This is a genomic window from Candidatus Zixiibacteriota bacterium (assembly GCA_014728145.1).
GTDB lineage: Bacteria > Zixibacteria > MSB-5A5 > JAABVY01 > JAABVY01 > WJMC01.
The window spans coordinates 1-12,578 of the sequence record WJMC01000030.1 but is presented as its reverse complement, the minus strand read 5'-3'; the positions used below and the strand labels follow the sequence as shown (position 1 = coordinate 12,578).

The window sequence follows — 12,578 nt, the reverse complement described above, 5'->3', positions numbered from 1 at the left end:
TATGGTGGGTGGAAGCACGACCGAATGCCTGTTTTTGGATGACACCCTGGCGGTCACTCATCTGTTGCAGGATAGGTTGCGGGAGTTCTATGCTGACTCATTGAATGTCAAAGTCTACAATGCCGGCAAATCGGGTGACAAATCCTACGATCATATCGCCATGCTCAGCCATCGCATACTCCATCTGGAGCCTGACCTCGTGATTATCTTTGCCGGGATAAACGACCTGACTGCGGCCCAGTACGATAAAGACTATATCCACATGCCGGTTTACGATGTCTACCCCGACCTGAATATCATCAACCTGGCCCGCTATTTCCTGACGGAATTTCAACTGCCGAGACGGTTATATTATATTTTCCAGCCGATTTTCGCGGCCCCGACACCGGAGCAGATCCAGATGGCGATCGAGTTCAAGTCAAATTACAAGGGGCTGGTGGCTTTGAAAGAGTCCTACCCGATTTCGGATACTCCCCCAAAACTCGATCTGCCTCCCTACCGACGCAACCTGGAAAGCATCGTCGGATTATGTGAAAGTCACGCTGTCCAGCTGGTTTTCATGACCCAGGCGGTCACCTGGGACAGCCGGATCGACCCGGATGTAACCGACTGGCAGTGGATAACCTATAAAAACGGGCATCACTATAAAGAAGAAGATATGGCCAGGGCGATGGCTGAATATAACCTCGTGATGAAATCAGTCGCAGAAAAGTATGATCTCCCGCTCTTCGATCTGCCGGAGTATATGCCAAAATCGCTCGAATTCTTTTACGACGACTGCCATTTCAATATCGCTGGTTCGAAACGCGCTGCAAAGCTTCTGGCAGAATTTTTACATGACAACAACCTGTTGCGGGAAGATTCCGAAGACGAGAAAGCAATTAGATAAAAAACGCTTGTGCGCGGGACTCGATTGCCCGATAATTAAACTGTAAAGCGAGAATTGTAATATGCCGGGATTTTCAGTATTTAAAGACCTCTGGGGCTTTTTACGAAGCCGTAAGAAATGGTGGCTGGCGCCGATCATTACCTTTTTGATCGTCCTCGGAGCTGTATTAGTCCTGGCACAGGGTTCAGCCCTGGCACCATTTATCTACACTCTCTTCTAAACAAATGTCATATCCGGGCATCCCCTAATCTGTCATTTTCGCCCGATCTGACTTGAAAAATCCGCCCGAATTTCGTTTATTCCGGGATAATTTGTTTAAACGAAAGGACCATAAAATGACGGATAAGAAAAACAGCGATATTCCCCAGAGAAAAGATATCGAGGAAAAATACAAGTGGGACCTGACCCATATCTATAAAAGCGAAGATGACTGGGAAGCCGATTATAAAAAGGCCGAGGAGCTTATCGAAAAAGCGGGACAGTTCGCAGGCAAACTGTCCGAATCCGCGGACACGCTTTACAAATGCCTGACGACCCGTTCTGACCTCTGGATAATCATCGACAAACTGCATTTCTATGCCCGACGCAATGCCGATCTGGATCACCGCGTTTCCCGCTACCAGGAGATGACTGAGCGGGCGGTGATGCTGGTCTCGAAAGCACAGGCCGCCTTCTCGTTTGTCGAACCGGAACTGTTGCAGATCGATAATGAAACACTCAGGAAGATGGCTTCAGAGTTCGAAAAGACCGATCTCTACGATTTCTATATCGAGGACCTGATCCGCTCTCGTGAACATATCCGCTCGGCGGAGATCGAGGAACTTCTGGCGCAGTCGGTCATGATGGCGCGCGGGGCGGCCAATGTCTTCACCATGTTAAATGATGCCGACATGACCTACCCGTCCATTAAGGATGAAAAAGGCAACGAGATCAAACTCACCAAACAGCGTTTCTCCAAGTTCATGGAGTCCAGCGACCAGCGAGTCCGCCGTGATGCCCATGAGGGCATGTACACCGCCTATGAAGAGCATATAAACACGCTTTCCGCTTCATTGGCTTCGGCAGTCAACAAGGATGTCTTCTATTCCCGTGCACGCAAGTATTCCTCCAGCCTCGAGAACGCTCTCGACGCCAATAATATCCCGACCTCGGTCTATCACTCGCTTCTGGATACTACCGAGGCTGACCTGAGCGGTATGCACAAATGGATGGATGTCCGCAAGCGGATCCTGAAACTCGACAAGATCTATCCCTATGATGTCTACTGCCCGCTGTTCCCCGATCAAAACTACGAGGTTAATTACGAGGATGCCATCGAAGAAGTCCTCACCGCTGTCAAACCATTGGGCGAAAACTATGTCAGCAATATGAAGAGTGCTTTCGAAAAGCGCTGGGTGGATGTCTATGAAACCGAAGGTAAAGCCTCGGGTGCTTACAATGCTTCAAACTATGCGACCCATCCGCTGGTACTGATGAATTATAACGATACCGTCAATAACATGTTTACGCTGGCGCATGAGATGGGCCACTGTATGCACAGCTATTTTTCGAATACTACCCAGCCCTACCAGAAAGCTCAATACACTATCTTCGTGGCCGAGGTAGCATCGACATTAAACGAGGGCCTGCTGTTGCAGTATTTGCTGAAAAAATCCGACGACCCGAAAAAGAAGCTCTACCTCCTCAACCGGCATATTGACAACACCCTCGGTACGTTTTTCCACCAGATACTTTACGCTCGTTTCGAGCTCAAAATCCATGAGCTGGTTGAACAGGGTGGCGCGCTCTCGCCGGATATCCTGAACAAACTGTGGGATGACCTGACCAGGCAGTACTATGGACCGTCGGTTACCATGGATGATTACTCGAAATACAAATGGTCGCGGATTCCGCATTTTTATTACACCTACTATGTTTATCAATACGCGACCTCATACGCCGCTTCGCAGGCGATTCTGGACAAATTCAACTCCGGCGAAGAAGGTATTGTTGATAGATACCTGACACTGCTTTCCTCTGGCGGTAATGACTATCCGATCAATCAACTGAAAAACTGCGGTGTGGATATGACTCAGCCAGGTCCGGTACAGGCGACCCTCAAGCTGTTTTCCGAGCAGGTCAACGAAGTTGAAAAGCTGGCCGGTATTTGATCACTTTAATTTCAGGAAACTGAAACGGTTTAGCTTTGTTAAAATAAATGTAAAAAACAGACTTAAGTGGTTGTCGGGCCTGTCGATACTGTTAGCGTAAGGTTAGTATTGTGTTAAATCCACTAACTCCTCATTGACGCTAAGCTGTTTTAGCATATAAAAATAGGGGGCCAAAAAGAAATTAAGGCCGTAGAATGCCAGGTCTACTGCTATTGACAAAAGCGGGACGGTGACTTACTTTGTATCTGTTCTGCCTTGAAGGAAAACTATGAAAACGAGCAAGTTACATATAACCGTGGGGCATAATGGCCGTGCTCCTGAAAAGCTGACTGAAGAGATCACTGATATCGATCGCCAGATCTATAAGAATGTGGTTTCGACCGATTTGTCCCCCGAGCAGATCGAGCGAATTGTCAATCCGACAGAGGTCTTCTACCAGCAGGACAGCATCCTGGCGGTACACTGGCATCCGGAATTTATACCGATGGACCTGATCTTCAAACGCATCCGGGCCACTTTCCCCAACAGCAAAGAGGAGCTGATCATCCCGACCCAGCACAACGACCTGCTGAGCGTGAACGGTTTCTCCGGGGTGGAAATCGACTGCTACGCGAAGGGATTCAATCGCAAGGTACAACTGCTGGTCCATTTCGAGGAATCGCAAGTCAAGGAAGCCACCGTTTTCAAAAATATGCTGGCTCACACGTTTAAATACCGGCACGGTCAGTTATATGAATTCATCGACACGATTCTCGATCCAAAATATGAAGATCGCCTCCAGAAAGCCGCCGCAAAGACGGGCGCAGATGACGATATTGTCAATTTCGTGCGCATCAATGTTGCCAAGGTGAAAAGTTTGATTGAGGAGAATTTTTCGATTACCCCTCGTGAGATGTTGCGCAACAAGATACTGAAGTACTTTATCGACGGCCTGCGTGACCATTGCGACGACCGTTTCATCGAACGCGCCCAGATATTTTTAAAGGCTGTCAAAAAGATAGTCAAAGCTAATTTTTCACTCGAGCATTTCTATGAGACCCAGGAATTCATCGAGGAAATCCGCGCTCTCGGTGGCGGAATTGTGATCCCTCACCCGGAACAGTTCTGGCCGATTCTGCTGGCCGATTACGATGTCGACGGTTACGAGGTCTGGAATCCGCAGTCACGCGAGTTCACGGAATTTTTGATCACGGTCGTTCATCGCCAGAATCAGCGCCGTAAAAACTCAGAGAGGCAGCTTCTGGTCTTTATGGGTGATGACTGCCATATGGGCGAAAAAACCAAAGAACCGCGTTTTCAGGACTTCGAAAAAGCCAACCGCCAGATCGGTTACCAGCCGGCCTGGGATGATCCCGCTATCCGTAAAAACCTGATTGTGGCCAATATCAACCGCAAAAGAGTTATAGCGGAATACAAAAACAGATTGAATTGATCACCCCTTATAGAGGCGCACGGAGGTGCAAATATATGACGTCACAGAACAACGAATTCAAACATGAGTCGCTCCAGGACAGCCAGACTATCGTGAAGTACATCAATGCTCTCGCTGAAGGTTTCTCTTCGGGCAGGCTGGCTCTTGGAAACAACGGCAACCCGATCGTGCTTGAACCTACCGGTATGCTCAAGCTCGATCTCAAGGCCAAGCGCAAGGATGGCCGTATGAAGCTATCCGTCAAAATCAGCTGGAAAGAGGAAGACGAGGAAAAAAAGCAGATCGATTCCAAACCGCTGGTGATCGAATCACAGAAAACCGAATAGTAAGGGCGCTTAAGGGCAAAAGTGGCATACCGCAAAGAAATCGACGAAAATTTCCAGTTTCTGCTCCTCGAGGTCAAATCACAGATCCAGAACACTCTCAAGGTTCTGAACGGTTCTGGCGATGTACTCGAGGAAGACATGGAAGCCCGTGACGATTACATAGATAATCTCAAGAGCGTCATTGAAAGCAAATGCTTTTCGCAGATCTTCTATGTAACCGAGCGCGATATACAGATGGTGAACCTGATGAAATCGGTCATCACCATCACGTCAAATCTCGAACGGATTGCGGACTACGCGGTAAATATAGTCCAGCAAACACATCACTTTGAAAATAAAGCATTCATCAAGAGATACAACTTCGAGGCTTTCTTCTGGGAGATCAACGATGCCATGGAGCTGGTTTACAATGCCACCTTCGCACGCGACATCCAGAACGGCATCAAGATCTGCCGCAGCGAGATCAAGCTGGATGAGCTCTACAAGGCTGTCTTCAAGGATATTCTCGAGGAACTACGGAGCGGTCAAAACGTCGAATCCCTGCTGACAGCAATATTTATCTTTCGTTACCTGGAGCGGATGGGAGACTGCCTGTTGAATATCGGCGAGGCGATCATCTCTGCCGCGGTGGGTGAAAAGCTAAAAATCGACCAGTACGAAGCGCTCGAGGAATCCATCCAGGAAGCCCGTATGAAGGGACATATCTCCGAGTTTTCGATCGAATCGATCTGGGAAACGCGTTCCGGATGTCGAATCGCACGTGTTATGAACAAAAATGGTGACGGCGCTTCTACCGCCGCTATTTTCAAAGAGGGGCGCCTGAAAAAACTCCAGGATGAAAAAGAGAGCATCGAGCGCTGGCAAAAGCTCATGCCCGGTCTGCCACCGAGGATATTCGGGTTCCAGGTTCATGGAGACAATGGTTCTCTGCTTCTGGAAAATTTCTCCGGGGACACTTTAGAGAGTCTGATCCTCTATGGTTCCGATGAGGAAATCGAGCGCGCACTCGCATCAATAATAGAAACCCTGAATGATATCTGGACCCGCACAAAAAAACCGGACCCGGTCAATGCCGAACAATTCAAACAGCTACTGGAACGGATCGACGACGTTCGCAAAGTACATCCCGAGTATGATTTCGAAGATAAAGTGATTGGAAACCTGGAGACGCCATCACTGGACAAGCTTCTGATGCGTGCCTCCGGGATAGATCAGCAGTTGTACGCGCCGTTTCGGGTGTTTATCCACGGTGATTTTAATATAGATAATGTAATATTCAATAAAGAAAATGACCATCTGCACTTCATCGACCTGCATCGTTCATGCGAACAGGATTATGTCCAGGATGTTTCGGTTTTCATGGTTTCCGCGTTCAGGATCCCGTTGACTGAACCGACAATTCGCAAACGCTTGACCGATGTGATCGACAGGTTTTTTAATTTCGCGCATGATTTCGCTCTGAAAAATGATGATCCCACTTTCGAGGCCCGCCTGACTTTGGGGCTGATCCGCAACTTTACCAGTTCGACACGATTCGAATTGAAGGAAGATTTTGCCAAATCGATGTATTTACGGGCAATCTTCTTGATAGAAAAGCTTCTCGACCATGACCACAAACCCTGGGAAGATTTCAAACTCCCACGGGAAACATTGACATATTAACCACAACGAACAACACGAAACAATCATATGGACATGAAATCAGAGAAAAAAATCGGAGTGATTGGAATCGATAAAGGCTGGTCGACCGGAAAGCTTCTGGAATCGATCGAAAACCGCACCGGTTTCAGGTGCCTGATAGAAATGCAATCAATCCGCTTCGATGTCGGCCGGGGCCGTGTTTATCACGATGATATCGACTTGTCAGATCTCGATGCCCTGGTAGTCAAAAAAATCGGCTCCAGTTACAATCCCTATAACCTTGACCGATTAGAGATTCTGCGCTATCTGAGCGAGCAGGGAGTGCCGATTTTCTCGAAACCGGAGAACATAAAAAAAGCAATCGACCGCTTAAGCTGCACAACCACCCTGCGTCTCGGAAATATTCCGCTTCCACCGACTGTAATTACCGAGGATGATACAGAAGCAATAGAGGCCATCAAGAGATTTGGTGTTGCTGTACTTAAACCTCTGTACACCTCCAAGGCGCGCGGGATGATGGTCGTTTCGGCCGATGAGGCTGTCGAGGCTGTCGGGAAATTCCACGAGGCCGGCAATTCGCTGTACTACATCCAGAAGAAACTCAATCTCCCGGGACGAGACCTGGGTCTTATTTTTCTGGGTGGCAAGTACCTTGGAACCTATGCCCGGGTGGCTAACGGCGACTCCTGGAATACAACTATCAGGGCCGGGGGCAAATATCAACCCTACGATCCCGACGATGACATAATCAAGCTGGCTCAGCGGGCACAGGCATTGTTCGATCTCGACTTCACCAGCGTCGATGTGGCTGAGACCGATGATGGTCCGGTGGTCTTTGAAGTCTCGGCATTCGGAGGTTTCCGAGGATTACAGGAATCCAGGCAGATCAATGCCGCGGACCTGTATGTCGATTACGTTCTCAAGGAGATCGCAAAATGATTACCTCCACAGCCAGTCTCGCGGAACTGAGTGAGAGCATATTGTCCAGGTATGAACTTGAACACAGCCTGAATCTCGATTTTGGCGGTTGCAGGATCATGGTAAAATCAAACAATTCTAATCTCAATCACAACCTCAAGGCTTATTACAGGTCATTTTTATGCGATCAAAACTATTACGATATACTGATAAATGCAGTTTATAGCCAATCACCAGGTATCAATCTCGACTTCAGCGTAAAACAACCGGATCCAGGCAAAACCAGGATCAAAGAGGAATTTGTTGATTTGCGCGATGGCCGGATAGTGCGTAAACGCCTGACCGGGATGGTTTTTCTTTTTGGCGGCAGTATTAACCTTGCCATCGGCCCCTGCGATCTGAACGTCAACCAGGTCGTGAACTTCATAAACAACCGCTTTATCCAGTGGCTGTTAAACCGTGGCTGTCTGTTATGCCATGCCTCCGCGGTCGCTGACGGTAAACACGGCATGGCCATAGCCGGTTTTTCAGGCATGGGTAAATCCACCTTAGCTCTGCACCTGATGAGCCATAAGCTTCGCTTCGTTTCCAATGACCGCTTGATGATCCGTCGCGAAAACAGTGAGCTCTTGATGTACGGTGTAGCCAAGCATCCGCGCGTCAACCCCGGCACTATTCTCAACAACGAAACCTTGTTCCCGGTTATATCAAGAGCAGAACGGCGCAGGCTGGTATCGCTGACTTCGGAGGAGTTGTGGGACCTGGAACAGAAGCATGACGTGATCATCGAGGATGTCTTCGGTAAGGACCGTTTTGATCTCGATTCACCACTGAACACATTCGTCGTGTTAAACTGGAGACTGGGTGGCGGTCCGGCCGATGTACATACCGTTGATATCGACAAACGCCGGGACCTCCTGCCAGCGATAATGAAGTCTCCCGGTTTGTTCTATGAACCCGACGGCGATCCAAATGATTACGATTTTTCTGAAACAGCATATATAGAACTCCTGAAAGAGATTCGAATCGTCGAGATTACGGGCGGAGTGGACTTTGATCATGCCACCCGCAAATGTCTCGACTATCTAAAAAGCGATAGCTGAGATAAAAATGGAGACCAAGCCGTCAAAAAACGATCTTCCCGCTACACAGCTCAAAATCACGCGCCCGATAACTATCCCCGACCAACTGCGCCTGGCCCGTTACAAACGCGCACCGGAGCTGGGACCGCGGATCCTGTTTTTCTCCGGGGGAACAGCGTTAAACAAACTGAGTCGTATCCTGACTACATTCACTCATAACTCAATTCATCTCGTAACCCCTTTCGATTCGGGTGGAAGTTCGGCCAAACTTCGCGACGCTTTCAATATGCTCTCTGTGGGCGATATGCGCAGTCGCCTGATGGCCCTGGCCGACCGCAGTGTCACTGGTCATCCGGAAATCTACAACCTGTTCGTATACCGTCTGCCAAAGGATCAGCCCCGGACCGAACTCAAAGACAGGCTCAAGTCGATGGTCGAGGGCGGGGATCCGCTTGTCGCCAATGTTCCCGATCCGATGCGCAAGATTATCCGCGCGCACCTTCGTTTTTTCTATAATGCCATGCCGGAAAGCTTCGACCTGAGAGGCGCAAGTATCGGCAACCTTATCCTGGCCGGCGGTTATCTAAATAACAACCGTCATATCGATCCGGTTGTATTTATGTTTTCCAAGCTGGTCGACGCTCGCGGGATTGTGCGCACCATCACCGGACAGTTTTTGCATCTCGTGGCCGAACTCGAAAACGGCGAGACAATCCGCGGTCAGAAAAACCTGACCGGCAAGGAAGTCCCACCCATAAACTCGAAAGTCAAAAACGTGTTTTTAACTGATGATCTGGACGGATTGCATAACTCGAAAACACCAATCAGAAGGAAAATCCGTGATTTGATCTCCATGGCAGAGTTGATCTGTTACCCGGTGGGAAGCTTCTACTCGAGCGTAACAGCCAACCTGCTTCCCGAGGGAGTGACTAATTCGATTCTTGACAATCATTGTCCTAAAATCTATATTCCCAATATGGGGATCGACCCGGAGCAGTTCGGTATGACTGTCTCCGATTGTGTCGAGACATTGATCAGATATCTAAAGCAAAACAGCGTCGATAACGTCTCCACAGAGAAGTTACTGAATTTCGTAATCGTGGATTCAAAATACGGGGACTATCCCGGCGGACTCGACCTCGAAGAGATCCGTCGTCAGGGTGTTGAAGTAATCGACACTCCGCTGGTGACCGAAAGCAGCCGCCCCCTTATCGACGAAAAACGGCTGATCGAAGTGGTCCTGTCATTGACCTGAAAACAATTCAATTCTGTGTAGAGCGGGAGAAATATAATGAGCAAAAAGGAACTCTCTTTTAAGGGTCGTGTGGAACCGGCCCGGGCGGTTAATTTCTTGAACGACCTCGTGGCTGGTCTGAACTCGGGCGGGTTTTACCTGCAAAACGGCGATGATTATATCGGCTTGAAACCAAACCAGCACCTGTTAATGGAAGTCGAAGCATCCCAGAAAAAAGGCAAGGACAAAATCACTATCGAGCTGAGCTGGGATCGCGAAGATATCCAGACCGAGGACATGAAGCTCCGGATCACATCCGCTCCTCCTCAGTCAATGGAGAAAAAAGAGACTGAAAAAATCGAAGATACAGTCAAAGACGGGTAATCACATAATACAGCAGAAATACTAATAGCAAAATGGGATTGTTCGACAAATTATTTAAACGCACCCCCAAAGCGGGCGAGCCGGTTGAAATCAACGATGAGAATTTCGAGCAGATGGTGCTGGCCTCGGATACACCCGCGGTCGTGGATTTCTATTCGAACAGGTGTTCACCCTGCCATGTCATGGGCGGTTTGCTTTCCGAGGTCGGTCCGGATTATGCCGATCGAGTCAATATATTCAAGCTCAATGTCGACGACAATCCGCAGTCGGCCACCCACTACCAGGTCATGAGCGTGCCGACTTTGGTATTTTTCAAAAACCACCGGCCAGTCGACAAGGTGGCCGGCCTGATTCAGTTGAATCCTCTCAGGGCCAAACTCGACAGCCTGGCCTGACACACCCAATCGAAATCATTTATTCATCTCTTCCGCGATCAACTCCAGCGCACGCAGGTACTGGCTTCTCCGCTCATATGCTGTGGACTGTTTGATGCCGTTGATATGCCTGATCTCCGAGAGCTGTTTTTCTACTATCTCCAGGTTCTCGAGTTCATAAGCCAGATCTGATTTTTCGAGTTCATCCATCTCACGCAGATTCACCTCGGGTGTCTCGATGTATTCCAGGCCGAGATTGTCAGTCTTATTCCAGTTCTGCTCAACATCATAGGCATATTTCGCGAGCTGTTTTTCATCCAATGGTTCAGTTTCGGGTGCGGACTCGTAATATTTTTTTAACGCTTCCCGGTTGTCTGCAACATGGGCGATCAATTTATCGAGTTTGACCACCTCATCGGTCAACTGCACAAGATCCTGGTCGACCTGCCGGGTGGCATCGATCAAAACCAGAAACGCTCCCTTGCGGGAATCCATAGTCCCCAGCCTGTCGCGTTCGAAGAGATCATGAGCAGTCGCCACGGCCGCGCCGTAGATATCCTCGGGTGTTTCCGCCACAAACGATTTGCTTTCGAAATCCGGTACAGCAGCGGAGATTTTTTCACGGGTCGAGGGTGACAGCAAGCGCGAAATCTCGGTTTCCATACCCTCAATCTTTTTCATCACCTCGGTCGGCTCCCAGTCGGGATAATCCGGAACATCGAGATCCTGAACCGATTCGGTTTCCGGCTCATCAGGAATTTCCTCCTGCTCCGGCACGACTTTCTCTTCTGGTTCGAGAGTTTCAGCCATAACTTCCGCCTCCTCCGATTCAGGCATTTCCACCTCGATTTCCACTCCCTCGACCTCTAGCGCGGGATATTCGATGTCAGCCATTTTTAGCGCGTCACTGATCCGGGTGTAGGTACCGACAAAAATGTCCTCGATACCAAAATCGACTTTGGACTGATATTTCAGGTATTCCTCGATATCTTCCAGCTTATTTTCGACCTGTTTGTAGGTATCCTTGAAGATCTCTTTCTTGACTGCGCGCAGGCGTTTTTCGGCATCATCGAGATAGTAATCCTTGAGCATCTCGATTACGGCCCGGCGGTATTTTTCTTCAGCTTCCTTGGCATCATCCTGGGCCTTACCGAATTTACCATCCTCTATCCTGAGAGCGGCCTGCTTGAATTTCTTTTCAGCATTCTCGAATTCTTTGGAGGCATAGACATTGGCCTTGAACCTCTCGGCCTGATTGCGTACTACAATCAGTTCGCTGAGAGCGTCACGCACCCTCCCGGACGCATCCACCGCTGCCTGCAGATACAGCTCAGCTTCTTCCAAATTCTCGCGAATTTTTTTGAGGCTCTTCTCTTCCTCGTAGTCTTTGAGTGCCATGTGATAATGCTTCATTCCCTTTTCATAGTTTTCCGGCGAAAACAATTCCGCCTGCAGGTTGGTGGCGGTCTCGATCAATTCATTGGCCCTGCGGAACATCTCGTCTTTCACATCGTCGGCCATGACGACATTCACAGTCAATATGACTGCGGTAAACAGGATCAATGATATACGGTTTATTTTGGTTTTAGATAAAACACTTCCCATACGTCCTCCCCGGTCCATTGTGGTGATCTACTTATTTACAATATAGGAATTCTATCCGGTTTTTTTAACTAAAAAGTGGTTTAAGCGCACTCATTTTCTTCCCGGTGACGGCGGTTTGATTTTCCCCAGGTAAACTCTTTTCACTTTGCCGTACAAGCTGATCAGCAGGGCAACTATTGCTACTGCCTGTCCGAATTGCGCAAAATAGGCATAGCGCATATACACCCGCACATCAAAAAAGAGATAAGGTGAAATTGCAACCAAAAAAACCAGGTCCCCCATAAAACCGCTTTGACTCGAATTCGATAAGCCTGTGGCTTGCGAACCGCATTGAACGAAAACCAGAGCAGATTAACCAACATTATTACAAACAAGAATATGTAAATCGGAGAACCGGCTATTTCGAGTATGATCTCGGGCATAATCAGATCGCGGATCAGGTCAACCAACGGATTGAAGATCGTCAAAAAATATGCCCCGCCGTTCTCGATTATACTGCCAATTGAATAATCGTAACTGAAGCCTGTCGGCATATTGTTTGAG

The 12,578-nt window shown here is 48.6% G+C and carries 12 protein-coding genes; 10 read left to right on the top strand and 2 right to left on the bottom strand.

Going from position 1 to position 12,578, the window contains the following annotated elements; translation table 11 throughout:
* Nucleotide 1 precedes the first annotated feature (1 nt).
* The 10 genes from GF404_01610 (at nucleotide 2) to GF404_01565 (ending at nucleotide 10,451) form a co-directional block, all read left to right on the top strand.
* Nucleotides 2–889 carry a hypothetical protein gene (locus GF404_01610; GenBank protein MBD3380871.1) on the top strand — a complete coding sequence of 296 codons (888 nt, stop codon included), beginning with the start codon at nucleotides 2–4 and terminating at the stop codon, nucleotides 887–889.
* A gap of 335 nt (nucleotides 890–1,224) precedes the next feature.
* On the top strand, nucleotides 1,225–3,039 hold the full coding sequence (gene pepF, locus GF404_01605; protein MBD3380870.1) for an oligoendopeptidase F: 1,815 nt from the start codon (nucleotides 1,225–1,227) through the stop codon (nucleotides 3,037–3,039).
* A gap of 268 nt (nucleotides 3,040–3,307) precedes the next feature.
* On the top strand, nucleotides 3,308–4,471 hold the full coding sequence (locus GF404_01600) for a hypothetical protein (protein ID MBD3380869.1): 1,164 nt from the start codon (nucleotides 3,308–3,310) through the stop codon (nucleotides 4,469–4,471).
* Between the two features lie 35 nt (nucleotides 4,472–4,506).
* A complete protein-coding gene (locus GF404_01595) occupies nucleotides 4,507–4,797 on the top strand; it encodes an amphi-Trp domain-containing protein (protein ID MBD3380868.1) in 291 nt (96 codons plus the stop codon).
* 21 nt (nucleotides 4,798–4,818) lie between these two features.
* Entirely contained in the window at nucleotides 4,819–6,459 is a 1,641-nt protein-coding gene (locus GF404_01590) for a phosphotransferase (protein ID MBD3380867.1), read from the top strand.
* 27 nt (nucleotides 6,460–6,486) lie between these two features.
* Entirely contained in the window at nucleotides 6,487–7,377 is an 891-nt protein-coding gene (locus GF404_01585; protein ID MBD3380866.1) for a GAK system ATP-grasp enzyme, read from the top strand.
* A complete protein-coding gene (locus GF404_01580) occupies nucleotides 7,374–8,459 on the top strand; it encodes an HprK-related kinase B (protein ID MBD3380865.1) in 1,086 nt (361 codons plus the stop codon). Before GF404_01585 ends, GF404_01580 begins: the two co-directional genes overlap by 4 nt.
* A gap of 7 nt (nucleotides 8,460–8,466) precedes the next feature.
* Complete coding sequence (locus GF404_01575) at nucleotides 8,467–9,693, top strand: GAK system CofD-like protein (GenBank protein MBD3380864.1); 1,227 nt, start codon at nucleotides 8,467–8,469, stop codon at nucleotides 9,691–9,693.
* Nucleotides 9,694–9,729: 36 nt separating this feature from the next.
* Nucleotides 9,730–10,056 (top strand): amphi-Trp domain-containing protein, encoded by a 327-nt coding sequence (locus GF404_01570; GenBank protein ID MBD3380863.1) that lies wholly within the window; start codon nucleotides 9,730–9,732, stop codon nucleotides 10,054–10,056.
* A gap of 32 nt (nucleotides 10,057–10,088) precedes the next feature.
* Complete coding sequence (locus GF404_01565) at nucleotides 10,089–10,451, top strand: thiol reductase thioredoxin (GenBank protein ID MBD3380862.1); 363 nt, start codon at nucleotides 10,089–10,091, stop codon at nucleotides 10,449–10,451.
* 15 nt (nucleotides 10,452–10,466) lie between these two features.
* On the opposite strand, the gene GF404_01560 is transcribed toward GF404_01565, so the two are convergent.
* Together GF404_01560 and GF404_01555 are read right to left on the bottom strand one after the other, a co-directional pair.
* The gene (locus tag GF404_01560) at nucleotides 10,467–12,035 is read right to left on the bottom strand and encodes a hypothetical protein (GenBank protein MBD3380861.1); all 1,569 of its coding nucleotides are present in this window, start codon (nucleotides 12,033–12,035) and stop codon (nucleotides 10,467–10,469) included.
* Between the two features lie 90 nt (nucleotides 12,036–12,125).
* A complete protein-coding gene (locus tag GF404_01555) occupies nucleotides 12,126–12,317 on the bottom strand; it encodes a hypothetical protein (GenBank protein ID MBD3380860.1) in 192 nt (63 codons plus the stop codon).
* Nucleotides 12,318–12,578 lie beyond the last annotated feature (261 nt).

What these genes read in the sequence shown, in the direction of transcription:
- GF404_01560 (MBD3380861.1), bottom strand. Translation starts at nt 12,035, where the DNA reads ATGGGAAGTGTTTTATCTAAAACCAAAATAAACCGTATATCATTGATC.
- GF404_01600 (MBD3380869.1), top strand. Translation starts at nt 3,308, where the DNA reads ATGAAAACGAGCAAGTTACATATAACCGTGGGGCATAATGGCCGTGCT.
- GF404_01595 (MBD3380868.1), top strand. Translation starts at nt 4,507, where the DNA reads ATGACGTCACAGAACAACGAATTCAAACATGAGTCGCTCCAGGACAGC.
- GF404_01555 (MBD3380860.1), bottom strand. Translation starts at nt 12,317, where the DNA reads ATGGGGGACCTGGTTTTTTTGGTTGCAATTTCACCTTATCTCTTTTTT.
- GF404_01585 (MBD3380866.1), top strand. Translation starts at nt 6,487, where the DNA reads ATGGACATGAAATCAGAGAAAAAAATCGGAGTGATTGGAATCGATAAA.
- GF404_01580 (MBD3380865.1), top strand. Translation starts at nt 7,374, where the DNA reads ATGATTACCTCCACAGCCAGTCTCGCGGAACTGAGTGAGAGCATATTG.
- GF404_01570 (MBD3380863.1), top strand. Translation starts at nt 9,730, where the DNA reads ATGAGCAAAAAGGAACTCTCTTTTAAGGGTCGTGTGGAACCGGCCCGG.
- pepF (MBD3380870.1), top strand. Translation starts at nt 1,225, where the DNA reads ATGACGGATAAGAAAAACAGCGATATTCCCCAGAGAAAAGATATCGAG.
- GF404_01575 (MBD3380864.1), top strand. Translation starts at nt 8,467, where the DNA reads ATGGAGACCAAGCCGTCAAAAAACGATCTTCCCGCTACACAGCTCAAA.
- GF404_01565 (MBD3380862.1), top strand. Translation starts at nt 10,089, where the DNA reads ATGGGATTGTTCGACAAATTATTTAAACGCACCCCCAAAGCGGGCGAG.
- GF404_01610 (MBD3380871.1), top strand. Translation starts at nt 2, where the DNA reads ATGGTGGGTGGAAGCACGACCGAATGCCTGTTTTTGGATGACACCCTG.